We start from the raw sequence: 26782 nt of genomic DNA on the forward strand, positions 1-26782 counted from the left end.
AGGGAGACGGCATGAGTCATGTCGCGAACGAGCTGAGCACACAACCGGACTGCTGGGAACGGGCCGCTGACATTGCTTCCGGCCGGCGGGACGTGCTTCCGGAGAAGGGCGAGCGCACCGCGATCGTCGGATGCGGGACCTCGTACTACATGGCCCAGGCCGCCGCCGCACTGCGGGAGGAGGCGGGTCACGGCGAGACCGATGCCTTTCCCGCCTCGGAGTTTCCCCGTCACCGCCGGTACGACCGGGTGGTCGCGCTGACGAGGTCCGGGACGACCACCGAAGTGCTGGACCTGCTCGCCGGACTCCGCGACGCAGGGGTCCGGACCACGGCCGTCATCGGCGATGCCGCGACTCCCGTGACCAGCCTCGCGGATGAACTGGTCGTGCTGGACTTCGCCGACGAACGGGCCGTGGTGCAGACCCGGTTCGCGACCACCGCCCTGACCTTGCTGCGGGCCCATGTGGGGGCGCACACGGCTGCCGTGGCCGCCGACGGGCGTGCGGCTCTGGCCGAGCCGTTGCCCGAACGGCTGGTCGGATGCGGACAGTTCACCTTCCTCGGGCGCGGCTGGAGCGTGGGCGTCGCGCACGAGGCCGCGCTGAAGATGCGTGAGGCCTCCCTGTCGTGGGCCGAGTCCTATCCGGCGATGGAGTACCGCCACGGCCCCATCAGCGTCAGCGGGCCGGGGACCGCCACCTGGTCGATCGGCGAGTCCCCCGAGGGGCTCGCCGAGCAGGTGGCGGGAACCGGCGCCCTGTGGGTGGCCGGCCGGCTCGACCCGCTCGCCGAACTGGTACGGGTGCACCGGCTCGCGGTCGCCATCGCCGACGGGCAGGGCCTGGACCCGGACCGGCCCCGCCACCTGACCCGGTCCGTGATCCTCGCGTCCGGCGAGGAGGCGGTGCGATGAGCCTCGCCGCCACCGGGGACCTGGTGCGGGAGGCGGCCGCCGGCGGGCGGGCCGTCGCCGCGTTCAACATCATCACGCTGGAGCACGCCGAAGCCGTCGTCGCCGGGGCCGAGCGGGTGCGTACGGCCGTCGTGCTGCAACTCAGCGAGAACGCGGTGAAGTTCCGCGACGGGCAGCTGCTGCCCATCGCCCGGGCCGCCGCGGCCTGCGCCGAGGCCGCCGCCGTGCCCGTCGCCCTCCACCTCGACCACGTGAAGAGCCCCGAACTGCTGAGGCAGGCCGCCGACGCCGGCTTCGCCTCGGTCATGTACGACGCCGCCCACCTGCCGTACGGGGAGAACCTGGAGGCCACCCGGTCCGCGGCGGACTGGGCGCACGCCAACGGCCTCTGGATCGAGGCCGAACTGGGCGAGGTCGGCGGGAAGAAGGGGGATGCGCCGCTGGACCCGCATGCCCCCGGAGCCCGGACGGATCCCGACGAGGCCCGGCGCTTCGTCTCCGACTCCGGAGTGGACGCGCTGGCCGTCGCCATCGGCAGCACCCACGCGATGACCACCCGGACGGCGGCCCTCGACCACGCCCTGCTGGCCCGCCTGGCCAAGGCCCTCGACGTGCCGCTCGTCCTGCACGGCTCCTCGGGCCTGCCGGACTCCGAACTCGCCGCTGCCGTGGCCGGCGGCATCCGCAAGGTCAACATCGGCACCGCGCTGAACGTGGCCATGACCGAGGCCATCCGTTCGAACCTGACCGGCGCCGACCCCCGCCCCTATCTGGCCGCGGCGCGCACGGCCATGACGGCGACGGCAGCCGCTATGATCTCGGCGCTGAACTGAGGCACAACGGGGGACAGGGGCGGATGGGCAGGCAGCGGGGCGGGCGTCGGCGGTTCCTGCGCCTTCTGGGCGGCTCGCTGCTGCTGCCCGCGGCCGGCTGCACCGCGGGCTCCGACCGGCACCCCCCGGACCGCCTCCGGGTCCGCACCGACCCCGAGCCCGTACGCACACGCCTCGGCGCACTCGGCGAGCTGTCCGACCCGCACTGGCTCGGCTACGACATCGACGAGGCGGGCGGGAGCCGGACCATCCCGGGTCCGGACTCCCGGATCCGGCTCGTCGGCCTGGCCCGGCTGCCGGAGGGCGCGGTCGCGGCCGCCCTGGCCGCCGTCCCCGGCACCTTCGAGCGGGCAGCCCCGCCGGAGGTGCCGGAACCGCTCGCCCCGCACTTCCCGGCCCCGGCGGCGGCCGACTGGCGCACCAGCGCCGCCTACGACGCCCGGGTGCTGGCTCCGTCCGCGGGCGGGACGGCCAACCCCACGGCCGACGGCCGGTTCTTCCTGAGCGAGCCGCTGGGCCTGGTCTGGTTCGACGTCTTGTTCCTCCACGCCTGAAGGGTGTTGCGGAAGGCTCAGCCCGGGCAGGCCGGAGTGGGCGGCTGATCTGTTCTTTCACCCGCTGAGGGCGAGGTTGTGCATGGTGGCGACGGCCTGGACCGCGTGGTGGAGGCCGTCGCCCTTCCGGCGGCAGTCCGGTGCGGAACGACTACGCCATGGACGCTGGGCCCCTTGGGTGGCCCTCAGGTGTGCGCTCGACCGTCCGGAAGTCCACGGCTCCGCCCGCGCAGGGCGAGGACGACGAGTATGACGAAGGCCGAGATGCCGGTAAGGGTGCGGGCCTCGTTGAAGAGCTCCCAGCGGCGCAGCAGTTCCGTGGTATCGGGCTCGGGGCCGCTGATCGCCCACTGCTTGATCCTGCCGTTGATGGGGACGTTGCCGAAACGGGTGATCAGGAAGGATGCGAGGGTGAGCACGGAGGCCGCTGCGGCGGCGAGTCGGGTCCCGCCGCGGGTGAGGACGGCGAGGGCGAGCGAGCCCAGGGTGGAGACGACCATCGCGCCCTGCACGGTGATTCCGTTGACCTTCATCAACTCCGCGTGGAAGTCGAACCGTACGTCCTGCGGTACGGCGTCGAAGGTGGGTACGAGGTTGGCCGCGCCGTACCCGAAGGCACCGGCGAGGAGGCCGGTGGCGAGCAACGCGACCCCGTGCACGATCTGAACCCGCGCCCTCACTTCACTCCCTCGCCTCGGCGGCCGGCAGGGCACGGGTGAGCTGGTGCGCCCGGCGCATCCGCCCGTCCTCCGTGAACTCCCCGAAGAAATGTACCTCTGTCGAGGTGGGTCAGCCTTTGCGGGTCCGGGCGTGGATGGTGAGACGGGCGGCGGTCCGGTAGCCCTCGGCGACGGCCTCATGCACCTCGAAGTGATAGTCGAGGGCGTTCTTCCGTACCGGGCGGAGGTGGGCGAGAAGCCGGTCGTGGTCGCGCGGCAGGCCATCGCTGACCTGTACGACGTCGGGTGTGTGGTGACGGGCACACGGCCCCGTCACCGGCCGGCTCGTCCGTCTCTTCGAACGGGGCATTGCGGCGGGCGAGTTCGCCACCCGTCAGGACTCTCGCCGGCTGGTCGCCGCCTTGGTTGCACTCGGCCACGCAGCGGGCGGCCCACGGCAGTGGCCGGACCCCCCGGCCCGGTCGGGCGCGCCTCGTGTTAGCGTCCGCCGACTGCACCACTACTTGGGGGTAACTTTTGCGGAGGATCACAGGCACCGCGGTCTCGGTGGCGTTGTTCGCCACCATGGGGGTCGCGGGTGCGGGGGCGGCCTGGGCGGCCGGGGACCCGACGTTCTACTTCGACCCGGTCGAGAACAAGGTCCTGATGCCGGGCGAGGGGCGTGTCGAGCTGTCGCCGCCCAGTACGGGCGGTCACGAAAGCGGGCAGGCTGACGGCACCTACGTCTACGCGGTGAGCAAGAAGCCGCTCACCGACGCCGGCTGGTCCGGGGGCGGAGCGCCCGGCGGCCTCAAGGTGGACCTGAGCCAGTCGCCGTCCTGCAAGCCGAAGGCGGGCGTGGCCGGTGTCTATCTGTGCGACGTGAAGGAGCATTCCTTCCCGAGTCCCGAGGTGTCGGCCGCGAGCACCGTGGCGAACGACACGAGGGCGTACTACAGCCTGGTTTACGTACCGCGCGGGTCCAGCATCGACGCGGGTGTCAAGGAGGCGCAGACGGCGGGCTCCAAGCCCATCGGCCCGCGCCGGGCGCACGCGACGATCACGGCGAGGACCCAGGCGCAGGTCGCCGGGAACACCCTGGCCCTCTCGACGCCGACCGTGCCGGCCGGGAAGACCGTGAAGCACTCGGTGAAGCTGCACGCGGTGGATGCGGCGACCCTGACCGTGTCCATGACGCCGGCGCCCGGCCAGCGTCACTGGAACGAGGACGAGCTGAAGACCGGCATCGTCTCGGCGAACGCCCCGGGCGCCGAGTGCTCCCACACGATCGGGTGGATGGGGTACACCAGCGGGGTCACCTGTGACATCGCGAAGCCCGGCGACTACACCCTCACCTACGAACTGAAGGCCGATGCCAAGGCCCCGTCCTGGAAGCTGCGGACCACCGCGGTCTACGAGGTGTACGACTACGGCACGGGCAATCCGGAGAAGTCCTCGGACTGGGCGATCACCGGTCAGACCCGTCCGGCCGACCGCCACCGCCTGGTGGGCCGGGACGCCGACGGCAACCTGTGGGACCACCGGGGAACGGGCAAGGCCCCGGGACTCTTCGGCCCGGTCGACCCCGTCCTCCAGACCATCGACTGGAACCAGTACACGCAGCTGACGCGGCTGGGCCCGGTCACCACCCAGAGCACGGGACCGGGCGCGGTGGGCCGTGACAAGAGCGGCATGCTCTGGTTCCACCCGGTCTCCGGGGACGGCGCCGTGTACAAGAACCGGGTGAAGGTCGGTCCGGGCTGGAACATCTACAACAGCCTGGCCGGCGCGTCGGACCTGACCGGTGACAAGAAGGCCGATCTGGTGGCCCGCGACACGGCGGGCACCCTGTGGTTGTACCCGGGCACGGGCAATGCCTCGGCCGCCTTCGGAGGCAGGGTGAAGGTCGGCGGAGGCTGGAACATCTACAACAGCCTGGTCGGTGCCGGTGACGTGACCGGTGACAAGAAGGCAGACCTGCTGGCCCGCGACACTTCGGGCAAGCTGTGGCTCTACCCGGGCACCGGCGCCGCGGCGAAGCCGTTCGGCAACCGGATCCAGGTCGGTCCCGGCTGGCAGGCCTACAACTCCCTGGTCGCTCCGGGCGACCTGAACTCGGACGGCAAGGCCGACCTGGTCGCCCGCGACACGGCCGGCGCCCTCTGGTACTACCAGGGCACCGGCAGCACGACCCAGCCGTACGCCGCCCGGGTGAAGGTGGGCACCGGCTGGCAGCGCTACAACCTGCTCTTCTGACCTTCCCCGCACGAACCGTACGACGGCGTCCACCCCCATTCCGGGGGTGGACGCCGTCGTCTCCGGAGGAACACGGCGCGGCGGGCGGGCCGTTGGGAATTCCCGCTCAGCGGGAGCACGCGCCGTCCGCCGTTGAAGCCGCGCCGCGCGCGGTGTTACGTCGGACCGCAGACGTCGTCCGACGGAAGGCCACCGCACATGCAGCACCAGCCGCAGCCGTACCTCCCCGGCCGCTTCGGGGTGTTCCTCGCGCCCTACCACCACCCCGACCGCGATCCGGCCCTGCAACTGCGCCGGGACCTGGACCTCGTCGCGCTGCTCGACAGGCTCGGGTACGACGAGGTGTGGGCCGGGGAACACCACTCCGCCGGCTACGAGATCATCGCCTCGCCGGAGCTGTTCCTCGCGGCCGCGGCCGAGCGGACCGGCCGGATCAGGCTCGGCACCGGGGTCAACTCCCTCCCGTACCACCAGCCGCTGATCCTCGCCGACCGGATCTGCCAGCTCGACCAGCAGACCCGGGGCCGGGCCTTGCTCGGCGTCGGCCCCGGCCAACTGCCGTCCGACGCCTTCATGATGGGTGTGGATCCCCAGCGTTCGCGGGCGATGACCGCCGACGCGCTCGACGCGATCGTGCGGCTGCTGCGCGGCGAGACCGTCACCGCGCGAACCGACTGGTTCACCCTGGAGGAAGCCCGGCTGCAGCTCGGTCCGTACCGGGGCCGGGAGCCCGACATCGCCGTCGCCTCCGCCGTCTCGCCCACCGGAGCGGTGCTCGCCGGCCGGCACGGGCTCGGCCTGCTCTCCCTGGCCGCCGCCGACCCCGCCGGATTCGCCGCACTCGACACCAACTGGGCCGCGCACGAGGCGGCCTGTACGGCCGCGGGGCGGACCCCGGACCGTGCCGGCTGGCGGCTGGTCACCCCGGTGCACCTGGCCGAGACCCGGGAACAGGCACTGAGGGAAGCCGAGTTCGGCACCGGAGATCTCGTCGCCTATATCGAGGCCCTCGGCGGCACCCGGCTGGAGGGCTGTGCCAGCGCGTCCGGGGCCGTCGAACGGTGGACTGCCGACGGACTGCCCACCTTCGGCCGGGCCGTCATCGGCAGCCCCGAGGACGCCGTCGAACGCATCGCCCAACTGGCCGACAAGACCGGCGGATTCGGCACCTTCCTCATCCTCCAGCTCGACGTCGCCGACCCGGCCGCGACCCGGCGCAGCCTGGAACTCTTCGCCGAACGAGTGATCCCCCGGCTCACCGGCGGCACCGATGCCCGCCGGGCCAGCCTCGACTGGGCGGCCCGCAACAGCGGCCGCTTCGTCGGAGCGCTCCGGCAGGCCACCGCCGAGGCCATCGCCCGCAAGGGAGAAGTCCGTTGAAGGCGGCGGTGCTCGACGGCGGGCGGTTCGCCGTCCGCGAGTACGACGATCCGGTGCCCGGCCCCGGCCAGGTCCTGCTGGAGACCGCCGCCTGCGGCATCTGCGGATCCGACCTCAGCGCGGTCGCCCACACCGAGGACTTCCTGAAGGCCTCCCGCGACAGCGGCACCACCAGCTTCCTCTTCGACCCGGCACGCCCGCTCGTCCTGGGCCACGAGTTCTCCGGGCGGGTCCTCGGATACGGGCCCGGTGCGAACGGACCCGAACCCGGCACCGGGGTGGTCGCCCTGCCCTGGGCCCTCGACAGCGGAGGGGTGCTCCGTACCGTCGGCTACAGCAACGCCTTCCCCGGAGGCTTCGGCGAGCGCGTCGTGGTCCAGGCGCAGGCCCTGCTGCCGGTGCCGGACTCCCTCCCGCTCGCGCTCGCGGCCCTCACCGAACCCCTGGCCGTCGGCTTCGGCAACGTGGCCCGCAGCTCCGCCGGACCGGGCACCCCGGCGGTGGTCGTGGGCTGCGGGCCGGTCGGCCTGGGCGCCGTCGCCGCGCTCCGGGAACGCGGCGCGGAACCGGTGGTTGCCTCCGACCCCTCCGCGCTGCGCCGGGCCGCCGCGTCCCGGATGGGCGCCCACGCGGTCGTCGACCCGGCACGGCAGGACCCCGTGGAGCTGTGCGGCGCGCTCGCCGGGCATCCGGCACCGGGGTCCGGCCGGCCCACCGTGGTGGTGAACTGCGTGGGCGTCCCCGGAATGATCGACCGGCTGCTGCACACCGTGCCGCGCGGCACCGAGATCCTGCAGATCGGCGGGGTCATGACGGAGGACGTGATCCGCCCGGTGGTCGGGATCTACAAGGACGTCACCCTGCGCATGTGCCTGACGTACCCTCCGGAGGAGTTCGCCGCCACCCTGGCCCGGCTCGCCGACGGCCGGGTCGACGCGGCCGCCCTGGTCACCGGGGAGACCGGACTGGCGGGTCTGGACGCGGCGTTCGCCTCCCTGCGCCGCCCGGAGGACCACATCAAGGTGCTGATCAGGCCCGGTCTGAGGGGCCGGAGCTGCGGGCGCAGGCGCCCGGCGGCACGGCCGCATCCGCCGCGGCCCTTCCGGATTCTTGAAACAGGTTCTAGCCTGTGCGCCGCAGTCATGGCGGTCGCGTAATACCGCAATGCCGCAGTCCCGCAGCCAGCCTTCCGGAGGGGCCGTGCACCTCGAATACACGCCTGAGCAGCAGCAGTTGCGCGCCGAGCTGCGTGCCTACTTCGCCGAGCTCGTACCCGACGAGGTCTACGGCCGCTACGAGGACCCGGCCGCGCAGAAGCGGTTCTACCGCGAGACGATCCGGCGGCTCGGCGCGGACGGCTGGCTCGGCGTCGGCTGGCCCGTCGAGTACGGCGGGCGCGGGATGACCCCGATGGACCAGTTCATCTTCTTCGACGAGGCCGCCCAGGCCGTCGTCCCGCTGCCGCTGATGGCGCTGAATACCGTGGGCCCCACGATCATGCAGTTCGGCACCGACGAGCAGAAGGCGTACTTCCTGCCCCGCATCCTCTCCGGCGAGATCGACTTCGCCATCGGCTACAGCGAGCCGGACGCCGGCACCGACCTGGCCGCCCTGAAGTGCAAGGCGGTCCGCGAGGGCGACGAGGAGACCGGCACCTACGTCGTCAACGGACAGAAGATCTGGACCACCAACGGGGACACCGCCGACTGGGTCTGGCTCGCCGTCCGCACCGACCCGGAGGCCCCCGCCCACAAGGGCATCACCATGCTCCTCGTCCCGACCTCCGACCCCGGTTACTCCTGCACCCTCATCAACACCCTCGCCTCCCACGACACCACCGCCAGCTACTACGAGGACATCCGGGTGCCCGCGAGCCGCCGCGTGGGCCGGGAGAACAAGGGCTGGCGGCTCATCACCAACCAGCTCAACCACGAACGCGTGACCCTCGCCGCACACGGCACCATGGCGATCCGCGCCCTGCACGACGTCCAGCGCTGGGCCGCGCACACCAAACTCGCCGACGGCCGCCGCGTCATCGACCTGGGCTGGGTCCGCGGCCGGCTCGCCCGCACCCACGCCCGCCTCGACGCGATGAAGCTGCTCAACTGGCAGATGGTCAACGCCGTCCAGGACGGCACCCTCACCCCGCAGGACGCCTCCGCCGTCAAGGTCTACGGCTCCGAGGCCCGGCGCGACGCCTACGCGTGGCTGATGGAGGTCGCCGCCGCCGCGGGACCCCTGAAGGACGGCTCGGCGGGCGCGGTCCTGCACGGCGAACTCGAACGCGGTTACCGCAGCGCCGTCATCTTCACCTTCGGCGGCGGCAACAACGAGATCCAGCGCGAGATCATCTCCTGGATCGGCCTGGGCATGCCCCGCGTCCGCCGCTGAAACCGTTCATGCGGCGGCCCACTCCTTCAAACGGCAGCGGACGTCCACGACGCCTTCGACGGAGCGGGTGAGGCGTTCGGCCAGGGGGATCAGGCTCCCGTCCCTGACCTCGCCCGTCAGGGTGGCGATTCCCTGGGTGACGGTGACCTTGACGGCCTCCCGGGACAGCGGGAACAGGTGCTGGACGACGCTCCGGCGGATCTCGGCGGCCAGGTCCTCGTCGGAGCGGAGGAAGACCTTCAGGAGGTCGGTGCGGCTGACGATGCCCCTGAGGGTGCCGTTCGCGTCGACGACCGGGAGGCGCTTGATGTGCCGGCCGGCCATGAGGCGGGCGGCCTGGGGGAGCGTGGCGTCGGGGCGGATCGTGACGGCCGGCGTGGTCATGAGGTCTTCGGCGCGGGTGGAGCCGGCCTTGGCGGTGTCGCCGAGGCGGCGCATCTGCCCGATCATGCCCGGCCGGTGCTCGTGGAACTCCTCCTTGAGCAGGAGGTCGGCCTCGGAGACCACGCCGACGACGCGGCCCTCGCCCTCGACGACGGGGAGGGCGGTCACCTTCCACCGTTCCATCGCGCCGGCGATGTCCTTGAAGCCGGTCGACGGGGTGACGGCGATGACCTCGGTGGTCATGACGTCGGCGACGGTGTAGGGCGGGTAGGGCATGGCCGGGTCCCCGGCGTGCCTGGTGTTCATGATGCGCCTCCAACCACTTGTCTTCACCCTGCCCCGGCGGCCACGGGCGGTGGGAGGGCCGGGCGGTGCAGGCCGTGGGGACCGTCCGGCCCCACGGCGACGGACGTCGGCGCCGGCGTGGGGCGGCACGGCCCGGTTGCGGCGGCGCGGGTCCGCGACACCCTGGAAGAGCCCGCGGTCGACGAGGACCCGGGCGTGGTCGCTCTCGACCGAAGCCCTCCTTCCGGGACGGGCGCCCGCCTCCACCGTCGTACCCGGAACGCATGCGAGGAGGGGTCCGACCGGTCCCCGGCAGGGGCCGACCGGCCCAAGCGGGGCAGGGAGCGGGCGGGCCAGCCTGGCGGTGCCCCCCCCCGCACAGCACTACAGAGAGAGAAGGCCGCACCATGAAGGCACTCGTCTTCCACGGGCCCGGGCAGACCTCCTGGGAGGACGTCCCGGACCCCTCGGTCAAGGACGCCGCCGACGCGATCGTCCGGGTCGATGCCGTCACCATCTGCGGCACCGACCTGCACATCATCAAGGGCGACGTCCCTGAGGTGACCCCGGGCCGGATCCTGGGCCACGAAGCGGTCGGAACCGTCGTCGAGACCGGCGGCGACGTTCGCACGGTCCGCCCCGGGGACCGCGTCCTGATCTCCTGCATCTCCGCCTGCGGGCGCTGCCGGTTCTGCCGCGAAGCCCGCTACGGCCAGTGCCGCGGAGGCGGCGGCTGGGTCCTCGGCCACACCATCGACGGTACCCAGGCCGAGTACGTCCGCGTCCCCTTCGCCGACCTCTCCGTCCACGCACTGCCCAGTGCCCTGGCGAGCCACGAGGCGGTCCTGCTCGCGGACATCTTCCCCACGTCGTACGAGGTCGGTGTCCTCAGCGGCGGTGTCCGCCCCGGTGACACGGTCGTCGTGGTCGGGGCCGGCCCCATCGGGCTGGCCGCCATCGCGACCGCCGGGCTCTACAGCCCGTTCCGGACCATTGCCGTCGATCTCGCCGCGTCCCGGCTCGCGGCTGCCCGCGGCCTCGGTGCCGACGCGACCGTCAGCGCGCAGGAGGAGCCCGAGAGCCTGGTGGACGATCTGACCGACGGGCTGGGCGCCGATGTGGTCATCGAGGCCGTCGGCGTGCCGGAGGCGTTCGAGCTGTGCACCCGCATGGTGCGCCCCGGCGGCCACGTCGCCAACATCGGCGTCCACGGCAAGCCCGCCACCCTCCACCTCGAGGACCTGTGGATCAAGGACGTCACCCTCACCACCGGCCTCGTCGACACCCACTCGACGCCCATGCTGCTGAGGATGATGGCCGCGGGCCGGCTGCCCGGGGCCGCGATGGTCACCCACCGCTTCGAGCTGGACCAGATGGAGGAGGCGTACGACGTGTTCTCCCGGGCCGGCGACACCGGGGCCCTCAAGGTCGTCCTCGGCGGACCCCAGCACGACACGGTGGCCGTGCCCGCCAAGGAGCAGTGATCACCATGCAGAGCACCTCTCATACCCCGACCCCGGCGTCCGGCGGGACGACCGGCCGCACCGACCTGGGCCGCCGCCTGGCGGCCCGCCGCAACGCCCTCGGTCTGAGCCGGGCGGAACTCGGCCGGCGGTGCGGAGCGGACGGCCACTACATCGCCTACCTGGAGGAGCACGCGGCCGCGCCGTCCATCGGTACCCTCGTCAAGGTCGCCGACGCGCTCGGACTGACCGTGGACGACCTGACCGGTGCGAGCGCCGACCGGGCGCCGGGCCGGTCGGCCGCCCGGCGCGACACGGCGCTCGTACCACTGGACGAGGCCGAATGCCGACGGCTCCTGGGCACCCACGGTGTGGGCAGGATCGCGGTCTTCACCACCGAAGGGCCGGCCGTCCTCCCCGTCAACTACCTGGTCGCAGGCCCTGCCATCGCCTTCCGCACCTCCGCGGACACGGCCGCCGCGCGGGCGAGGGGGACCGAGGCGGCCTTCGAGATCGACCACATCGACGACGTGACGGCCGAGGGCTGGAGCGTGCTGGCCGTGGGTGAACTCGAAGCCGTCACCGACGCCGGCGAACGCCGGCACCTGGCCGTCACGGCCCGCTCCGGGCCATGGGCCGGCGGCACCCGCTCCCACTGGATGAAACTGACTCCCAAGCGGCTCACCGGCCGCCGCGTGGTCCACGGCTGATGCATGCCGCCGGCCGTGAACACCTCCTGGTACTGGGAGTACGACCACTACGACCCCAAGACCGAGCGGCTGGTCGAGTCCCTGTGCACCCTCGGCAACGGCCGCTTCGCCACCCGCGGATCGGCCCCGGAGACCACCGCCGACGAGATCCACTACCCGGCGACCTACCTGGCAGGCTGCTACAACCGGCTGACCTCCACCGTCGCAGGACACACGGTCTCCAACGAGGACCTGGTCCGGCTGCCGGACTGGACGGCCCTGCGCTACCGCTGCCTGCCCGACGGCGCACCGCCCGGCGAGTGGCTCGGACCGGACCACCCGACCCTGCGCCACTACCGCGTATGCCTCGACCTGCGAGCCGGGACACTCACCCGCCGCATGCTCTTCCGTGACGCCGAAGGCCGCCGGCTGGGCGTCACCCACACACGCCTGGTCCACATGGGCGACCCGTACCTGGCCGCGCAGCGCACCGTGCTGCGCGCCTACGGCTGGAGCGGCCGGATCGAAGCCGCCTCCGTACTCGACGGCGACATCCTCAACGCAGGCGTCGACCGCTACCGAGCCCTGGCCGGGCGGCACCTCCTCGACCACCGGGCAGGAGTGGAGGCCGAGGGCACCGCCTGGCTCTCCTGCACCACGTCCGTCTCCCGGATACGGATCGGGCTCGCGGTCCGGACGTCGTCCCACCCGGTGGCCGCAATGGACCGGGCGTGCACGGCCACCACCGCCAGGCAGGCATCCGTCCTGCCGATCAGCCGCGGCCGGCCGGTGGTGATCGTGAAGACCGCCGCCCTGTTCACCTCGCTCGACCGTCCCCTCGCCGACCCGGTACGGCGCAGCATCGAGGACGCGGGACGAGCCCCGGACTTCGCGTCCCTGCTGGCCTCCCATCGTGCCTCCTGGCAACGCCTCTGGGACGAAGGCGAGTTGAGGGTGCCCGGCGAGACCGGGCGGATCCTGCGCCTGCACGCCTTCCACGTCCTGCAGACCCTCTCGCCGCACACCGCGGAGCTCGACACCGGTGTTCCGGCCCGGGGACTGCACGGGGAGGCCTACCGGGGGCACGTCTTCTGGGACGAGCTGTTCGTCCTGCCCTACCTCGCCCTCCACTTCCCCGAGACCGCTCGCGCCCTGCTCATGTACCGGCACCGGCGGCTGCCCGCGGCCCGGGAGGCAGCGGCCCGGGCCGGGGCGAAGGGAGCGATGTTCCCCTGGCAGAGCGGAAGTTCGGGCTTCGAGGAGTCGCAGCGGCTGCACCTCAACCCGTCCTCCGGCCGCTGGCTGCCCGACCACTCGCACCTCCAGCGCCACGTCGGCTCGGCCATCGCCTGGAACGTCTGGCAGTACGGGCTCGCCACCGGCGACACCGCCTTCATGCACGGGCCCGGCGCCGAACTCCTCCTGCAGATCGCCCGCTTCTGGGCCGACACCGCCGCCTGGGACGCCGGCCTCGGCCGCTACCGGATCCGCGGCGTCGTCGGCCCGGACGAATACCACGACGCCTACCCGGACGCCACCGTGCCCGGCATCGACGACAACGCCTACACCAACGTCACCGCGTCCTGGGTGCTCGCCCGGGCCCTCGACCTGTACGGGGAACTCCCCGCGGCCCGGCGTGCCGAGCTCCTCGCCCAACTGGGCTGCGGAGCGGAGGACCTCGCAGCCTGGGAGGACGTCTCACACCTCATGTACGTGCCCTTCCACCGCGGCGTGATCAGCCAGTTCCACGGCTACGGCGACCTCGCCGAACTCGACTGGGACACCTACCGCGCCCGCTACCACGACATCCGCCGCCTGGACCGCATCCTGGAGGCCGAGGGCGACACGCCCAACCGCTACCAGGCGTCCAAGCAGGCCGACACCCTCATGCTCGGCTACCTCTTCCGGCCCACCGAACTCGCCCTGATCCTCGCCCGGCTCGGCCACCACCTCGATGACGAGCTCTGGCACAGGACGGTCGCCTACTACCTCGGGCGCACCTGCCACGGCTCGACCCTCAGCAGCCTCGTCCACGGCTGGGTCCTCGCCCGCCGGCAGGGCCGCGACGCCTGGCGCTACTGCCAGGAAGCCCTGCTCGGCGACATCACCGACGTCCAGGGCGGCACCACCGGCGAAGGGATCCACCTCGGAGCCATGGCGGGCACGCTCGACCTCGTCGGACGCGGCATCGTCGGACTCGCCCCCGGACCCGACGGCCTGCGCATCGACCCGGTGCCGCTCTCCGAGATCCCCGGCTCCGCGTTCTCCCTCGCCTACTTCGGCCACCGCGACGTCCGCATCCGGTTCCGCCCGGGCAGACTGGGCATCCGCGTCCCGCCGTCCCACCTGGGCCCGGTGGCCCTGGTCCTCCCCGGGAACCGGCAGGAATGGGTCGCCACGGGGCACGAACGGTGGTTGCGCCTGCCGCAGAACTGAGGCCGGGTGGGGCACGAGGTCCGGCCGCCCCGCGTGGCGCCGGATCCGCACTTCCCACACTGTGGACGTAGGACGTCGAAAGGGTGGAACGGCATGGACAGGCAGCAAGGGGCTCCGCGGATCGTGGTGGGCGTCGACGGGTCGCCCTCGTCCCAGGCGGCGCTGCGCTGGGCAGTCCGGTACGCCGGTCTCGTGACCGGGACGGTGGACGTGGTCACGGCCTGGGAGGTTCCCGGTGAAGCGTCGTGGTCGGCGCCGGCCGTGGACGCCACCTTCGACGAGGAGGAGGCGGAGCGCCTCCTGGTGGACGAGGTGCGCACGGTCCTCGGCCAGGACGGAGCCTCCGCGGTGCACGAGCGCCTGGTGCACGGCCACCCGGCCGAGGTCCTCGTGGACGCCGCCGAGGGTGCCGACATGCTGGTCGTGGGCAGCCGCGGACGCGGCGGCTTCCGCCGGGCCCTCCTGGGCTCGGTGAGCCAGCAGGTGGCGCTCCACGCACCCTGCCCGGTGACCATCGTCCGCCCGGACGTCACTGTCGAGTAGTCCCTCCCCGATACCGGCGTGGAACGGAATCCGTCCCTGCACGGTCATCGGACGTCGAGCACTTCCGGTACCGGCCGACGGGGTGTGGCTGCCCCCTCGGGCCCGTAGCCGAGGCGGAGGATCATCTGGACGTGGCCCATGGCCTCGGCCGGGTCGCGGACCGTCCACCGGAGTTCCGGCCACTCCAGGGGCTGGGAGGTCATCGAGGTGGAGAGGCCGTCGGCAGTGGCCTGGAGCAGGATCCGCTCCAGCGCCTGACCGGCCCGCAGCCAGTCGAGCGGAGTGTCCCCGGGAGTGCCGAGCAGGGCCAGCTGAGGCCGCTTCTCGAACACCGCCCAGCCTCGATCCGGCAACGGCCGGGTCCGGCCGAAGTCGCGGACGGGTGCGGACCCTCCGGAACTCCGCGGGCCGAAGGCCGTGCCGGGGATGCCGTCGCGGCGCGTGCCGTTCTCGTCCTCGGCGGGGGTGGTCCAGGCGGCGGTCTCCGCCCGGACGAGCGGATCGATCTCCTCCCGGTGTTCGGCGTCCCGCACGAGCCGGAGCACCGTGTCGAGGTGCCAGTCGCCCGGAACGGCGAGCCGGCAGCCCTCCAGGAGGGCGGCGGCCCGCAACCCGTCCAGCAGGGCCTCCGGCACGGGCTCGTCGGTGAACGGCTGCCGGCTGGTGTGCCGGCGTCGCAGAACGGCATGCAGGGCGGCCAGCTCGTGCTGCTCGCCCGTGGGTTCGGTGAGAGTCGCCGTGGCCAGCAGCCATGGTTCGGACGCGTCGGGCAGCAGCCGCACCAGGGCCTGGCGGCCGTGCCAGGCCGCGGACACCCGCAGGTTGAACAGGGCTGCGGCGCAACCGACGTGGAGGGACCGGTGATCGGGGTCGGTCCGCGTCATGGCGCGCTCCGGATCGCCGTGCAGTTCGATGACGTTGCCGCCCGCGCGGTGGACGAACCTCCACGGCTGGGCGTTGTGCATGGACGGGGCGGTGACGGCGTCGCCGACGAGCCGGGCGACGGTGTCGGGGTCGAGGAGTGCTGCGGTCACGGGACTGGTCCTGTCTGTGTGCGCGTTCCCGGTCGTGCCGTGTGCCCCGACCGCGACCGGTGAGGTGGTGGGGTCCGGTTCTCCTCTCGGCCGGACGCTCGGCTGCTTCCAGGCTCTGCCGTCGACCGGGCTCCCGGGTAGGACCGATCGGCCCACTCGGGGACCGATCGGCCCTCCACTCCCCGCCCCGCCCGTGCCACCGTGGGTGGTGCCCCTCATCGGCCTCTCGGTTGGGAGTCACCGTGGAAAGCGCCATCCGTACCCCGGACACCAGCTCGGTCATCGTCGGTGTGGACGGCTCGGAGCCCGCGCGCCGGGCAGCCCTGTGGGCCGCCGCGGAGGCGGCACGCCGTGGCCGCCCCCTCCACCTCGTCCACGGTGCCGACACCGAAGGGCGAGCCCTCTACCTGTCGGCGGAGACCATCGAGAAGGTCCGCACCGAGGGCCGGGAGGTGCTGGAGGACACGGCGAAGGCCGTGGCCGCCGAGTTCCCCGGTCTGCAGATGACCACCGAGTTCAGCCGTGCGGGCGCCGTCACCAGCCTGCACCGCGCCGCCGCGCTGTACGGCACGATCGTGGTGGGCAACCGCGGACTGGGCGGCTTCAACTCGCTCATGCTCGGCTCGGTCGGCATCGGCACGGTGGCGGGCGCGAAGACCCCGGTCATCGTCGTCCGCGGCCTCGACGACGGGGAGGAACGCGGCACCGTCCTCGCCGCCGTGCGCGACGCGGACGACATCGTCTGCGCCCGGTACGCCGCCCGGGAGGCCGAGCTCCGCAAGGCGTCCCTGCGACTGCTCCACGTGTGGAACATGCTCCAGTCGGTGGGCAGCGTCGTGACCAGGCTCGACAGCATCGACGGGATCGCGGGCGAGCACGCCGACGCCCTGAAGGCCGTCACGGACACCATCTGTGACGAGTTCCCCGAGCTGGAGGTCCACGCGGACGCCGAGAAGAGCGTCTCCGTCGCCGGAGTCCTCGTCGAAGCGTCCCGTCAGGCCGACCTCCTGGTCATGGGCGGCCGCCGGGCTCCCGGATCCCTGGGATTCGGCCCCAACCTGGGCAAGGCCACGCACAGCGTGCTGCACCACGCGCACTGCCCCGTGCTCCTCATCCCACGGGCGGACCCCGCTCGCTGAGCGGGAAAGCCGCCCCCGCCGCGGCTACCGTGGAGGCGATGGCCCTCGTACCGTCGTCGCCGGCCGGAGGTGGGCATGAGCGCAGGCGATCGGCCCGCCCGGAGCGGTGTTCCACGGCTGCGGCTGGACGAACTGCTCGATGAGCTCCAAGCCCGGATCGACGAGGTCAGGGGCACCCGGGACCGGCTGAACGGCCTGCTGGAAGCCGTCATGTCCGTGGGCCGGGAACTGGACCTGCCCCAGGTGCTGCGCGGCATCGTGGAGGCCGCCGTGGTCCTCGTGGACGCCGAGTACGGCGCTCTCGGCGTGATCGGCGACGACAGGAAGCTCGCCCAGTTCCTGCCCGTCGGCATCAGCGACGAGCTCCGTGCCCGGATCGGGGACCTGCCCTCCGGCCACGGCATCCTCGGCGAGCTGATCCGCCACCCGGAACCCCTGCGCCTGTCCGAGCTGTCCGAACACCCGGCCTCGTACGGTTTCCCGCCCCACCACCCGCCGATGCACTCCTTCCTCGGAGTCCCCATCCGGGTCCGTGAGGACGTCTTCGGTGACCTCTACCTCACCGAGAAGCGCGGGGGAGCCGACTTCGACGAGGAGGACGAGGCGGTTCTGTCCACCCTCGCCGTCGCCGCGGGCATCGCCATCGAGAACGCCCGTCTCTTCGAGGAGGTCCGCCTGCGCGAGCGCTGGCTGGCGGCGAGCTCCGACATCACCAGCTCCCTGCTGTCCGGGGCGCCCGAGACCGATGTCCTCGAAGGGATGCTGGAGCGGGCCAGGGACATCACCGGCGCCGACACGGGTGTCTTCTACCTCCTCGGCCCGGCCGGTGAACTGAGGGGCTCGCTCGCCCTCGGCGAGGGGGCCGAGGCGCACCGCGGGATCGTCCTGCCCAGCATCCGGGGAACCCTGGCCGAAGCCGCCCTGGGCCGGGACGGCCTGATCACGGTCAGCGACGTGGCGAGCGACGCCCGCGTCAAGGTCCAGCCGGAACGCTGGGCGGGCTTCGGGCCGGCCGTCGCCGTCACCGTGGGCACCCGGGAGAAGCTCAGCGGCGTCCTGATCCTGGCCCGGCGGCGCGGCCGCCCCCTGTTCGCCGCCGCCGAAGTCGCCGCACTGCCCGGATTCGCCGGCCAGGCCGCACTGGCCCTGGAGCTCGCCGACCGACGCCGTGACGCCGAGCAGATGAGCCTGCTCGAAGACCATGACCGCATCGCCCGTGACCTGCACGACCTCGCCATCCAGCGCCTGTTCGCCACCGGGATGACCCTGCAGAGCGCCCAGCGGTTCGTCGAGCACCCCGAAGCGTCCGAACGGCTCGCCCGGGCCGTCGACGACCTGGACGCCACCATCAAGATCATCCGGTCGACGATCTTCGGGCTCCGCGAGCACGGGGCACCCGGCGAGGCCCCCGGCCTGCGCCTCCGCGCCGTCCGGGCCGTGGACGAGGCCGCGGGCGCACTCGGCTTCGCCCCCGCCCTGCGGATGGAGGGGCTGATCGACACAGACGTACCTCCGGCCGTCGCGGACGAGGTCCTCGCCGTGGTCGGAGAAGCCCTGGCCAACGTCGCCCGGCACGCCCGGGCGACGGCCGTGGAAGTCTCCATCGCCGCAGCCGGCGGGGTCCTGTCCGTCACCGTGACGGACGACGGCATCGGCCTGCCCGAGGGCGGGCGCCGCAGCGGACTGCGCAACCTCGCCGAACGTGCCGGGAAGCTCGGCGGAACCATGGCGGTGGCCGCGCGGGGGGAGGGGGAACGGGGCACCCGTCTGCAGTGGCAGGTGCCGCTGGTCCCCTCGGCGTGACGGGCGTCGTCCTCGTCCCGTCCCCGTCCCCCCGCTCGTCCTTCTGGCCTACGGCTTCGGTGTGCCGGTGCCGGTGCCGGTGCCGGTGCCGGTGCCGTGCTCGTGCACCTGCGCGGCGATCACGGCCGCCTGGACCCGCCGCTCGACGCCCAGCTTGCCCAGCAGCCGGGAGATGTGGTTCTTGACCGTCTTCTCGGACAGGTACAGCCGCTTGGCGATCTGCCGGTTGGTGAGTCCCTCACGGATGAGTCCGAGAACGGCCCGTTCGCGCTCGGACAGCGCCCCCAGCCGGGCGTCCTCCGCCTCCCCGGCCGGTTCCGGGTCCCGCAGGGAGCGCATGAGGCGGGCGGTGGTGGCCGGGTCGAGCATGGACTGGCCGGTGGCGACCGTGCGTACGGCGGCCACCAGGTCGGAGCCCTTGATCTGCTTCAGTACGTATCCCGCGGCCCCGGCCATGATCGCGTCCAGGAGGGCATCCTCGTCGTCGAAGGACGTCAGCATCAGGCAGGCCAGATCCGGCATGCGCGAGCGCAGCTCCCGGCAGACGGTGATGCCGTCGCCGTCGGGGAGCCGTACGTCGAGGACGGCTACGTCCGGGCGCAGCGCCGGCCCGCGGGCCAGCGCCTGATCGGCCGTGCCGGCCTCGCCGACGACGGTGATGTCCGGCTCGGCATCGAGGAGGTCGCGCAGCCCGCGGCGGACCACCTCGTGGTCGTCGAGGAGGAACACCTTGATCGGAGCCTCCGCGGAGGTGCTCGGATCGCCGGACATGACCACCCCCGGTTCGGTCTGCGTGCGCCGTTCGGTCTCACCCGAATTGTCTCAGGAAGGTGCTGAGCGCACCCCATGGTGGGGACGGCGGCATCCACAAGCGCGCCGTGTCGAACCCGTGGTCACGGACCGGAGCCTCGCCCCGGCTCCGGGCATGGGCCCTGTGGTCCCCTCCGGGGCCCGAACGGCCCATGCCGGGGCCCGGCGGAGCCGGAGATCCTGGCAGCAGAAAGCCCGCCGACCGCGGGCACGTGACACGGTGGACCCGTCCGCTCGACCAAGGGTGCCGATGATGAAGACCCACTCGGCCGCTCCGACCAGCGGTCCGCCCGCTGCCGGCAGGCCGGGACGCCGGCTGGAAGAACTCACCGCCGACGAGGCACTGGGCCTGCTCGGCACGGTCGAACTGGGCCGCATCGTCTTCACCCGTCAGGCGCTGCCCGCCGTGCGCCCGGTCAACCACCTGCTGGACGCCGGCGACATCATCGTCCGGGTCCAGGACGGCTCCACGCTGGCGGCCCTGCTGGCCACCTGCGAAGGGGCGGGCGTGGTCGTCGCCTATGAAGCCGACGCCATAGATCCGGGCGACCGCCTGGGCTGGAGCGTGGTCGCCACCGGCTACGCCACCGCCGTCACCGACCCCGACGAGATCGAGCGCTACGCACACCACCTGAGGCCCTGGGCCGAGGGCACTGCTTCGGGCGCCGTACGGATCAGGCCCGACCTGGTCACCGGCTTCCGCCTGCGTGAGCGAGGCCCGTAGCGGCCGGCCCACTCGCGGGCTTCACCCCACACCGCCGCCGTCAACTCCTCCTGGCCCCGGGCATCCTGTACGAGGTCGCCAAGGCCGACTACGCCGTCGGAGCCCAGCGGGCCGAACTGTCCAGCGGTTACCGGGCTGTTGCAGGAGTTGTGGCCCACGGCACTGCGTGCGCTCCGCCGGGCTGCTGGAGTGGGGCGGTGGCGTACTTCCTGTTGCTTCTCGTTCCGGCCTGCCTGATCCTTCCGTTCGTGCTCGCGGTCCGGGCCGTCCGGGTCCTGGCCCTGGCCGGCGGGCCGGGGCGTGCCGACAGCCGGGCCTGGCTGCGGACGGCCGGCCTGGCCCAGGCGGCGATCGCGGTGGGCGCGTACGGGTGGGGTCTGCTGCACGTCACCGGCGCGGTCGTGTCGGCGGAGGACGGCGGGACGAACTCCCTTCCCCTTCAGCCCTGCCGTACCCCGGGCTGGGAGTACCGGGGGGAAGCGATCGCCGGCTACCGGGTGGAGTACCTGCCCCTGCGGTTCGTGTGCGAGGCCGAGGACATCGGCGACTACCCCACCTCCGTCCCCGGCTACGTCAACCCGGTCTTCTTCGCCCTGGGGTTCGGAGCCGTGGTCTGCCTCACCGTCGCCGCCCTGGAATCCGGCGGCGGCCCCGAGCGGGCCGACACCGGGGCGTAGCAGGCGCCGCCGAGACTTTGCGGACACGGCCTCGCGGCCGGGTCGTCGTGCGGCGCCCCCGGTCGTACGGTGGAAGCAGCAGGAGGCGCGCCCCCGCCGAACCGTGCGGTGGCGTCCGTCTCGCCGCGGGCCGTGCACCGCCCTGCGGCCGCTGCCGTGCGGCCGCCCCGGGGGCCGGGTGCCGTGAGCGGCCCACACCCCGACGAACGGGAAATCCCATGCGCACCGAGAACCACCGGATCCGCCGCGTGTGTGCCGCGGCCTGTACCGCCCCGCTGCTCGTGCTGGGCGGCGCAGGCAGCGCGATCGCCGTCCCGGCGGCGGCCGGCGTCGCACCGCCCTCCGTCACCCGAGCCGTGCAGCAGTCGTCGGCCAGCGAGATCCTCGCCCTGGTGAACGCCGAGCGGGCCAAGGCCAATTGCGAGCCGCTGACGGAGGAGCCGCGGCTCATGCGGGCCGCACAGGCACACGCCGACGACATGGCGGCGAACGGGCTCACCGCGCACACCGGCTCGGACGGGTCCACGGACCTGATCCGGATGGAGCGGGCCGGCTACTCGCCCGCGGGCCCGTCCTCGGAGAACGTCTCGGGGCCCGGCCACACCTCCTCGAAGTCCCATGTCGACGGCTGGATGGCCAGCACCAGGGGCCACAAGGAGGCCATCCTCAACTGCCAGTACAAGGAAACCGGGATCGGGACGAACGGTGAGTACGCCGTCCAGCTCTTCGCCGTCCAGTCCCGCTAGCGGACGGAAGTCCCGGAAGGCAGGTGTGTTCCATGCGCACGTCGACGTCGACCCGCATCGCCGGTGTCCTCACCGGCCTGACCCTCGTACTCGGCGGCGCCGCGTTCACGGCACCCGCCGCCCACGCGGACGTCACGGCCTGCATCAACCAGGTCGAACGCGAACTGCAGGGCGGTGAGGCCCCGGACTCCGTCCGGATGGCGTGTTACGTCGGCCTGACCGGCGACAACGAACGGTGCGTGTCCGACCTGACGGGCAGCGGTGTCACCAACGGGACCGCGGTGAGCGCCTGCCGGGTCGCCCCTGAGTAACGGTCACGCCGCATCCCCCTCTTCCCCGAGCAGGATCCCGAGAGCAGGTGCGTCCCATGCGCATGCGCACGTCGACCCGAACCGCCGCTGTCCTCACCGGCCTGACCCTCGCGCTGGGCGGTACGGCCCTGGTCGCGCCCGCGGCCCACGCGGACATCCCCGCCTGCACGCAGATGGTCGCGCAGACCGGTGTCCAGATCACCGACGCGGTCACGGCAGCCTGCACCCGCGGTGTGGTCGGGGACCTGCAGACCTGCGTGACCGGTCTGACCGACGCCGGGGTGCCGGGCGGCGCCGCCACCGGCGCCTGCCGCGCCGCGGCCCTGGAACCGCGGTAGGGGTCCTGTCAGTGCTCCCTGCCATCATCCGGGCATGTCCTACGACGCCTTGACCGGCCTCGCAGCCCGGCTGCTGCGCGCGCTGACCCACCCGGACCGCCCCTTCGGCGACGAGCCCGGAAACCCGGACCTGTCGCAGGTGTCCGACGAGGAGCTCGGCACCCTGTTCGTGGCGGCCCACCGGATCGGCGCCGTCCCGGTCCCGCCGGCCGTGCGAAGGCTCTGTTTCGCGGTCGAGGGAGCGGTCCGGGAACGGCAGCCGCGCTATACACCCGATGCATGCCGCCGGATGTTCGAGGTGCTCGTCGAGCACTGCGAGGAGCACGGCCGGGCAGACCTGACCCTGGGCCTGGACTTCCTGCACCACTGCACGGGACCGCTGCCCGACGTGTCCGTACAGGCCCGCTCCCTGGTCGGGTTCTGGCTCGGCCAGGACACCGTACGCCGGCCGTACGCGCTGCTCGGGGTCGCCGCGCTGGCCGGTGAGCCGACCCTGCGCGAGACCATGGAGCACCTCACGCGCAACATGGGCCCCATCGTCACGGACGAGATCGCCGCGATCGCCGGACTCACCCCCGCCGAACAGCGGCAGCTGTCCGGCATCGACAGGGAGGACAGATTCACCACGCCGCACGCGGACATGTGGCGCACTGCGGCCGACAACCCCGCCTACGCGGCGTTCGCCCGCCGTGCGCTGGAAGCGGCGGCCGCCCGCACCGACGCGATCCGGGCCGGAGAGATCCCCTACCGGGCGGACAAGGCGTTCACGGACCGGGAGGTCATGTCGCTCGGTCAGGCCCTGCGGGTGGCGCTGCTCCGCGACGAGCCCTGGCTGCCGGAGCTGATCGAGCGGCTGCTGCCCGGCATCGCCCTCGCCCCGACGACCGCCAGGACGCTTCCCTCGCAGGCCATGCTGTACGAAGTGGTGCGCGCCGCCGAGGAGTTCCCCACGCCCGAGCTGGTGACCGCCATTCGCACCGTACGCCGGACGGTCCGGCACGCGGGCGTCCCCAGGCAGCTCGACAAGCAGCTCAAGAAGGTCGAGGCGGCCCTGGCCGAGCGCACCGAGGTGGCGCTCAGGCTGCCGCGGCTGGGCTTCGAAACCGTGGCCGGGACCGAAACCGGGACGGTCTCCGGCGCGAGCGGTGTGATGCGCCGCACCGCGGGCGACTACGAGGCCGTCCTCACGGTCACCGACACCGCCACGCTGACCTGGGAGAAGGAGGGCCGCCCGCTGCGCTCCGTCCCGGCACCGGTCCGTCGCGAGCATCCTGCCCTGCTCAAGGAGCTGCGTGAGCTGGTGAAACGGGTCGACGCCCATCTCGTCACCCTCGTCCGGGCACTGGAGGGCGGCTTCACCGGCGATGCCGTTCACTCCTACGGCCGGTGGCGCACCGAGCTGGCCGGGCACCCCCTCGCCCGGACCCTGGTACGCCGGCTGATCTGGGAGATCGAGGTGGCCCCCGGCGACTGGCGGGCCGTCCTGCCGGAGACCGACGGGCACCTCCCGGACGCGCCCGACGACGCCCGCGTGCGCCTCTGGCACCCGCTCCGCTCCGATCCCGACACCGTACGGGCCTGGCGCGACCTGCTCACCGAGCGGTGCGTACGACAGCCCTTCAAGCAGGCGTTCCGCGAGATCTACCTGCTCACCCCGGCCGAGGAGCAGACCCGCGTCTACTCCAACCGCTTCGCCGCGCACCTCGTCCACTACCGGAGGATGTTCGCCCTGTTCCGTGCCCGGGGATGGAGCAGCCGCCTGCTCGGCCACTGGGACTGCGGGGACGGCGACGCCGCGGACCGCGTGCTCGCGGCCGGGGCGTGGCGGGTCCGCTTCTTCCACACCTGGTCCGACTATTCGGGTGACGACGAACTGGCCTCGACCGACCAGGTGCGGTTCGACCGCCGGGAGGAGGGCGACTGGCGCGAGGCACCGCTCGCCGAAGTGCCGCCGCTGGTGTTCAGCGAGGCGATGCGGGACGTCGACCTGTTCGTCGGAGTGACCTCGATCGTCGCGGACCCCGCCTGGACCGACCTGGGCGAGGAACGCCGTGCGGCGTACTGGCGGAGCAACACCTTCGGCGACCTGACGGCGAGCGCCGAGGTGCGCAGGGAGGCCCTGGAACGGATCCTGCCGCGCCTGAGGATCGCCGACCGGTGCTCGCTCGACGGGCGGTTCCTGGTCGTCCGCGGCGATCTGCGCACGTACCGGATCCATCTCGGCTCCGCCAACGTCCTGATGGAGCCGAACGACGCCTACCTGTGCATCGTCCCGGCACGCGGCAAGGGCGACGGGAAGGGGGACGGGAAGGTGTTCCTGCCGTTCGAGGACGAACGGCTCTCCCTCATCCTCAGCAAGGCGTTCCTGCTCGCCGCGGACACGGAGATCACCGACGAGTCCATCCTCGTGCAGATCAAGCGAGGTGCCTGATGGCGACCGTGACGTTCCGGGACGAGACCGCTACCGGCAAGCCGGTCACCGAGTGGCGGGTCGACGGCCTGCCGGACCGGATGACCGTGGGGGAGCTGATCAGGCTCCGGGTCCGCGAGGAGGTCACCCGGCACAACGCCGCCCCGGGCGGCCGCTTCAACGGCCTCGTCCGCCCCGTCGACGCGGAGACGGCACTGAACGGCCGGCGGCACGGCGAGCCCCGCCTCGTCGACTGGGAGCGCCAGGCCGCGATCGCCGAACGTGCCTTCCTGGCCAACGGGTTCTTCGTCCTGGCCGGCGACCGGCAGGTCGAGGAGCTCGACGAGGTCGTGGATCTGACCGGCGGCCCGGAGCTGGTCTTCATCAGGCTGGTGGCCCTGGTCGGCGGCTGAACGCCGGGCGCCGGGACCGCCCCGGTAATCGCTGGCGGCCCCGGGAGACGCGCAGTACGATCACCATGATGAACACTTCTCCTCTGTACAGATTGGGGGACCCGTCCACGCAAGGTGAGTGCTGATGCACCCTCACCTGACGGACGAGGATTCCCGTCTTTCGCTCTGGCTGCGCGTGCGCGAGTACGCCGTGCCACCCTCCATGATCGAGACCGCGACCGCCCGCCGGTCCGTCGGCGACTGGGCGGGGGCCTGCGCCGCCGCGGGCTTCGACATCGATCTGCACCTGCCCTCCGTGGCGCGCACCCACGGCCGGGAACGCGCCGCTCGGCTGCGGGCCGACCTCCGCCATCTGGCACCCGACCTCCTGCGCTGGCACATGCCCAGGATCGCCCCCGACGGACTGCTGCGCCCCGGCCTCACCGTGGCCCTGGCGCGGTACGACGGCACGGGGCGGGACGGCGAGGACCCGGTGTTCCTCGTCGCCCGGACCGCGCCCGCCTGGGCGGACGCCGGTCAGCGGATCGTCCTCACCCTGTGGGACGGATCCCGCTCCGACACCGGGACACGGGTCCACCCGCACCCCCGGCCCAGCCGGCGCTTCCGCCTCGACCTGCACCGGCACCTCTGGGACGCGCGCAGGGCGGGCGAGCTCCGGCACCGGTCGGGCGCCGACCGGCCACCCGGCGACCCACCGCCCGGCGCGGTCCCGGTGCTGCCGGGGACACCGGCGTCGTCGGTGCACAGCTGCGCCGTGGACCGCTGGGCGGCGGAAGCCGGACTGCTGCTCGCCGCCGAAGGGCTGCCGCCCGGCCCCGTCGAGGTCCGCCTCGGCGGCAGGCACCGGCTGGTCCTCGACGCGGGCGCCGGCCCGCCGGCGGCACCCGGCGCGCGGGCACCCTCCGCCGGCGCCTCCGCGCTGCCGGTCCTGCCCGACGCGGCGACCTGGGTGCCACCGGACCTCGAGCTGCTGCGGGCCGGCCTGATCGAGGCCGACCGGCTGCACCCGCTCGTGGCGCGGTCGCTCGTGCCCGGCCACGTGCCCGCCGGTCCGGGGGCCGCCCCGGATCCTGCGGGCGAACCCCGGCTCGTGGACTGCCGGGGCGCCCGCCACCGGATCGGCCTGGTCGACGGGATCCTGGTCCCGCTCGACCACGACCCGGACGAGATCCGGCGCGAGGAACTGCTCGTCGCACTGTCCGGGACGCCGCTGCCCTGCCTGCGCGAGATCGACCGGGCGCACCGCAGCCCCGAGTCGCTCACCGGCATCCGTGAACGCCTCGTCCACGGCGACACCGCCGGAGCGCTGGCCGTCGTCGAGGGACTGCTCGGTCCCGCGGCGGTGCTGCGCGACGGCGCGCTCCGGGACGAGCTGGAAGCGGCGGCGGAACAGCGCATCACCTACGGCCTGTTCAGGACCGGGCTGCTCGGCCCCGGGCCCGGACGCGGCCCGGCGACCTACGTATACCCGCGCCCGCCGCGCCGACCGCACGGCACGCGCAACCACCCCCGCCAGGCCACCGGTCGCTAGCACCTCACCTGCATCACCACCTCACCTGCATCACCACCTCATCGGCTTCACCCACCTCA

Annotated in this window: 26 protein-coding genes and 1 pseudogene; 21 read left to right on the top strand and 6 right to left on the bottom strand. The window is 72.9% G+C overall.

What is annotated here, in order from left to right:
* The first annotated feature begins 11 nt into the window (after positions 1–11).
* The 3 genes from ACGFQ9_RS21205 to ACGFQ9_RS21215 are packed head-to-tail and all read left to right on the top strand — an operon-like array spanning position 12 to position 2301.
* The gene (locus tag ACGFQ9_RS21205; RefSeq protein ID WP_393575607.1) at positions 12–914 is read left to right on the top strand and encodes an SIS domain-containing protein; all 903 of its coding nucleotides are present in this window, start codon (positions 12–14) and stop codon (positions 912–914) included.
* Entirely contained in the window at positions 911–1747 is an 837-nt protein-coding gene (locus ACGFQ9_RS21210; protein ID WP_393575608.1) for a class II fructose-bisphosphate aldolase, read from the top strand. The genes ACGFQ9_RS21205 and ACGFQ9_RS21210 overlap by 4 nt, the downstream gene beginning before the upstream one ends.
* Positions 1748–1770: 23 nt before the next feature.
* Entirely contained in the window at positions 1771–2301 is a 531-nt protein-coding gene (locus tag ACGFQ9_RS21215) for a hypothetical protein (RefSeq protein ID WP_393575609.1), read from the top strand.
* Positions 2302–2358: 57 nt separating this feature from the next.
* Here ACGFQ9_RS21215 and ACGFQ9_RS21220 read toward each other — a convergent pair.
* From ACGFQ9_RS21220 to ACGFQ9_RS21230, 3 genes and pseudogenes are all read right to left on the bottom strand, one after another.
* Positions 2359–2442: pseudogene (locus ACGFQ9_RS21220) on the bottom strand (IS5/IS1182 family transposase); the annotation flags it as partial.
* A 44-nt stretch (positions 2443–2486) separates the two neighbouring features.
* On the bottom strand, positions 2487–2981 hold the full coding sequence (locus tag ACGFQ9_RS21225; protein ID WP_393575610.1) for an anthrone oxygenase family protein: 495 nt from the start codon (positions 2979–2981) through the stop codon (positions 2487–2489).
* Between the two features lie 109 nt (positions 2982–3090).
* Positions 3091–3297: a nuclear transport factor 2 family protein gene (locus ACGFQ9_RS21230; protein ID WP_393575612.1), complete on the bottom strand. Its 207-nt coding sequence runs from the start codon at positions 3295–3297 to the stop codon at positions 3091–3093.
* A gap of 230 nt (positions 3298–3527) precedes the next feature.
* Between ACGFQ9_RS21230 and ACGFQ9_RS21235 the strand changes: the two genes are divergently transcribed.
* From ACGFQ9_RS21235 to ACGFQ9_RS21250, 4 genes are all read left to right on the top strand, one after another.
* Positions 3528–5216, top strand: coding sequence for an FG-GAP repeat domain-containing protein (locus tag ACGFQ9_RS21235; RefSeq protein ID WP_393575613.1), 1689 nt, complete (start codon positions 3528–3530; stop codon positions 5214–5216).
* A 198-nt stretch (positions 5217–5414) separates the two neighbouring features.
* Complete coding sequence (locus ACGFQ9_RS21240) at positions 5415–6596, top strand: LLM class flavin-dependent oxidoreductase (protein ID WP_393575614.1); 1182 nt, start codon at positions 5415–5417, stop codon at positions 6594–6596.
* Positions 6593–7753, top strand: a complete 1161-nt coding sequence (locus ACGFQ9_RS21245) for a zinc-binding dehydrogenase (protein WP_393575616.1) — start codon at positions 6593–6595, stop codon at positions 7751–7753. Before ACGFQ9_RS21240 ends, ACGFQ9_RS21245 begins: the two co-directional genes overlap by 4 nt.
* A gap of 43 nt (positions 7754–7796) precedes the next feature.
* Complete coding sequence (locus ACGFQ9_RS21250; protein ID WP_393575618.1) at positions 7797–8987, top strand: acyl-CoA dehydrogenase family protein; 1191 nt, start codon at positions 7797–7799, stop codon at positions 8985–8987.
* A gap of 6 nt (positions 8988–8993) precedes the next feature.
* Here ACGFQ9_RS21250 and ACGFQ9_RS21255 read toward each other — a convergent pair whose 3' ends face one another.
* Positions 8994–9647: a CBS domain-containing protein gene (locus tag ACGFQ9_RS21255; protein WP_393575991.1), complete on the bottom strand. Its 654-nt coding sequence runs from the start codon at positions 9645–9647 to the stop codon at positions 8994–8996.
* Between the two features lie 416 nt (positions 9648–10063).
* Between ACGFQ9_RS21255 and ACGFQ9_RS21260 the strand changes: the two genes are divergently transcribed.
* The 4 genes from ACGFQ9_RS21260 (at position 10064) to ACGFQ9_RS21275 (ending at position 14787) form a co-directional block, all read left to right on the top strand.
* On the top strand, positions 10064–11140 hold the full coding sequence (locus tag ACGFQ9_RS21260) for a zinc-dependent alcohol dehydrogenase family protein (RefSeq protein ID WP_393575619.1): 1077 nt from the start codon (positions 10064–10066) through the stop codon (positions 11138–11140).
* 5 nt (positions 11141–11145) lie between these two features.
* On the top strand, positions 11146–11829 hold the full coding sequence (locus ACGFQ9_RS21265; RefSeq protein ID WP_393575621.1) for a helix-turn-helix domain-containing protein: 684 nt from the start codon (positions 11146–11148) through the stop codon (positions 11827–11829).
* A gap of 15 nt (positions 11830–11844) precedes the next feature.
* Entirely contained in the window at positions 11845–14244 is a 2400-nt protein-coding gene (locus ACGFQ9_RS21270) for a glycoside hydrolase family 65 protein (protein ID WP_393575623.1), read from the top strand.
* A 93-nt stretch (positions 14245–14337) separates the two neighbouring features.
* Entirely contained in the window at positions 14338–14787 is a 450-nt protein-coding gene (locus tag ACGFQ9_RS21275) for a universal stress protein (RefSeq protein WP_393575624.1), read from the top strand.
* Between the two features lie 44 nt (positions 14788–14831).
* Here ACGFQ9_RS21275 and ACGFQ9_RS21280 read toward each other — a convergent pair whose 3' ends face one another.
* Complete coding sequence (locus ACGFQ9_RS21280; protein WP_393575626.1) at positions 14832–15821, bottom strand: Acg family FMN-binding oxidoreductase; 990 nt, start codon at positions 15819–15821, stop codon at positions 14832–14834.
* A 242-nt stretch (positions 15822–16063) separates the two neighbouring features.
* Here ACGFQ9_RS21280 and ACGFQ9_RS21285 point away from each other — a divergent pair, with 242 nt between their 5' ends.
* Together ACGFQ9_RS21285 and ACGFQ9_RS21290 are read left to right on the top strand one after the other, a co-directional pair.
* Positions 16064–16960 carry a universal stress protein gene (locus ACGFQ9_RS21285; protein ID WP_393575627.1) on the top strand — a complete coding sequence of 299 codons (897 nt, stop codon included), beginning with the start codon at positions 16064–16066 and terminating at the stop codon, positions 16958–16960.
* Positions 16961–17035: 75 nt separating this feature from the next.
* Entirely contained in the window at positions 17036–18763 is a 1728-nt protein-coding gene (locus ACGFQ9_RS21290) for a GAF domain-containing protein (RefSeq protein ID WP_393575629.1), read from the top strand.
* Between the two features lie 48 nt (positions 18764–18811).
* On the opposite strand, the gene ACGFQ9_RS21295 is transcribed toward ACGFQ9_RS21290, so the two are convergent.
* The gene (locus tag ACGFQ9_RS21295) at positions 18812–19534 is read right to left on the bottom strand and encodes a response regulator (RefSeq protein WP_393575630.1); all 723 of its coding nucleotides are present in this window, start codon (positions 19532–19534) and stop codon (positions 18812–18814) included.
* A gap of 289 nt (positions 19535–19823) precedes the next feature.
* On the opposite strand from ACGFQ9_RS21295, the gene ACGFQ9_RS21300 reads away from it, so the two are divergent.
* The 8 genes from ACGFQ9_RS21300 (at position 19824) to ACGFQ9_RS21335 (ending at position 26723) form a co-directional block, all read left to right on the top strand.
* Positions 19824–20297 (top strand): pyridoxamine 5'-phosphate oxidase family protein, encoded by a 474-nt coding sequence (locus ACGFQ9_RS21300; RefSeq protein ID WP_393575631.1) that lies wholly within the window; start codon positions 19824–19826, stop codon positions 20295–20297.
* Positions 20298–20494: 197 nt separating this feature from the next.
* Positions 20495–20974, top strand: a complete 480-nt coding sequence (locus ACGFQ9_RS21305; RefSeq protein ID WP_393575632.1) for a hypothetical protein — start codon at positions 20495–20497, stop codon at positions 20972–20974.
* Positions 20975–21192: 218 nt separating this feature from the next.
* Positions 21193–21720, top strand: coding sequence for a CAP domain-containing protein (locus ACGFQ9_RS21310; protein ID WP_393575634.1), 528 nt, complete (start codon positions 21193–21195; stop codon positions 21718–21720).
* Between the two features lie 32 nt (positions 21721–21752).
* Positions 21753–22031 carry a hypothetical protein gene (locus ACGFQ9_RS21315; protein ID WP_393575635.1) on the top strand — a complete coding sequence of 93 codons (279 nt, stop codon included), beginning with the start codon at positions 21753–21755 and terminating at the stop codon, positions 22029–22031.
* Between the two features lie 56 nt (positions 22032–22087).
* Complete coding sequence (locus ACGFQ9_RS21320) at positions 22088–22369, top strand: hypothetical protein (protein WP_393575636.1); 282 nt, start codon at positions 22088–22090, stop codon at positions 22367–22369.
* A gap of 34 nt (positions 22370–22403) precedes the next feature.
* On the top strand, positions 22404–24800 hold the full coding sequence (locus ACGFQ9_RS21325) for a DUF4132 domain-containing protein (RefSeq protein WP_393575638.1): 2397 nt from the start codon (positions 22404–22406) through the stop codon (positions 24798–24800).
* On the top strand, positions 24800–25192 hold the full coding sequence (locus tag ACGFQ9_RS21330) for a hypothetical protein (RefSeq protein WP_393575640.1): 393 nt from the start codon (positions 24800–24802) through the stop codon (positions 25190–25192). The genes ACGFQ9_RS21325 and ACGFQ9_RS21330 overlap by 1 nt, the downstream gene beginning before the upstream one ends.
* 124 nt (positions 25193–25316) lie before the next feature.
* Positions 25317–26723 carry a hypothetical protein gene (locus tag ACGFQ9_RS21335; protein WP_393575641.1) on the top strand — a complete coding sequence of 469 codons (1407 nt, stop codon included), beginning with the start codon at positions 25317–25319 and terminating at the stop codon, positions 26721–26723.
* The last annotated feature ends 59 nt before the right edge of the window (positions 26724–26782 follow it).

This window comes from Streptomyces sp. NPDC048603 (assembly GCF_043199475.1).
GTDB lineage: Bacteria > Actinomycetota > Actinomycetes > Streptomycetales > Streptomycetaceae > Streptomyces.

Bases quoted from the DNA above. Each gene is read 5' to 3' on its own strand.
- ACGFQ9_RS21330 (WP_393575640.1), top strand. From the start codon at position 24,800: ATGGCGACCGTGACGTTCCGGGACGAGACCGCTACCGGCAAGCCGGTC.
- ACGFQ9_RS21290 (WP_393575629.1), top strand. From the start codon at position 17,036: ATGAGCGCAGGCGATCGGCCCGCCCGGAGCGGTGTTCCACGGCTGCGG.
- ACGFQ9_RS21255 (WP_393575991.1), bottom strand. From the start codon at position 9,647: ATGCCCTACCCGCCCTACACCGTCGCCGACGTCATGACCACCGAGGTC.
- ACGFQ9_RS21215 (WP_393575609.1), top strand. From the start codon at position 1,771: ATGGGCAGGCAGCGGGGCGGGCGTCGGCGGTTCCTGCGCCTTCTGGGC.
- ACGFQ9_RS21260 (WP_393575619.1), top strand. From the start codon at position 10,064: ATGAAGGCACTCGTCTTCCACGGGCCCGGGCAGACCTCCTGGGAGGAC.
- ACGFQ9_RS21300 (WP_393575631.1), top strand. From the start codon at position 19,824: ATGATGAAGACCCACTCGGCCGCTCCGACCAGCGGTCCGCCCGCTGCC.
- ACGFQ9_RS21335 (WP_393575641.1), top strand. From the start codon at position 25,317: ATGCACCCTCACCTGACGGACGAGGATTCCCGTCTTTCGCTCTGGCTG.
- ACGFQ9_RS21210 (WP_393575608.1), top strand. From the start codon at position 911: ATGAGCCTCGCCGCCACCGGGGACCTGGTGCGGGAGGCGGCCGCCGGC.
- ACGFQ9_RS21315 (WP_393575635.1), top strand. From the start codon at position 21,753: ATGCGCACGTCGACGTCGACCCGCATCGCCGGTGTCCTCACCGGCCTG.
- ACGFQ9_RS21205 (WP_393575607.1), top strand. From the start codon at position 12: ATGAGTCATGTCGCGAACGAGCTGAGCACACAACCGGACTGCTGGGAA.
- ACGFQ9_RS21275 (WP_393575624.1), top strand. From the start codon at position 14,338: ATGGACAGGCAGCAAGGGGCTCCGCGGATCGTGGTGGGCGTCGACGGG.
- ACGFQ9_RS21240 (WP_393575614.1), top strand. From the start codon at position 5,415: ATGCAGCACCAGCCGCAGCCGTACCTCCCCGGCCGCTTCGGGGTGTTC.
- ACGFQ9_RS21320 (WP_393575636.1), top strand. From the start codon at position 22,088: ATGCGCATGCGCACGTCGACCCGAACCGCCGCTGTCCTCACCGGCCTG.
- ACGFQ9_RS21310 (WP_393575634.1), top strand. From the start codon at position 21,193: ATGCGCACCGAGAACCACCGGATCCGCCGCGTGTGTGCCGCGGCCTGT.
- ACGFQ9_RS21295 (WP_393575630.1), bottom strand. From the start codon at position 19,534: ATGTCCGGCGATCCGAGCACCTCCGCGGAGGCTCCGATCAAGGTGTTC.
- ACGFQ9_RS21325 (WP_393575638.1), top strand. From the start codon at position 22,404: ATGTCCTACGACGCCTTGACCGGCCTCGCAGCCCGGCTGCTGCGCGCG.
- ACGFQ9_RS21265 (WP_393575621.1), top strand. From the start codon at position 11,146: ATGCAGAGCACCTCTCATACCCCGACCCCGGCGTCCGGCGGGACGACC.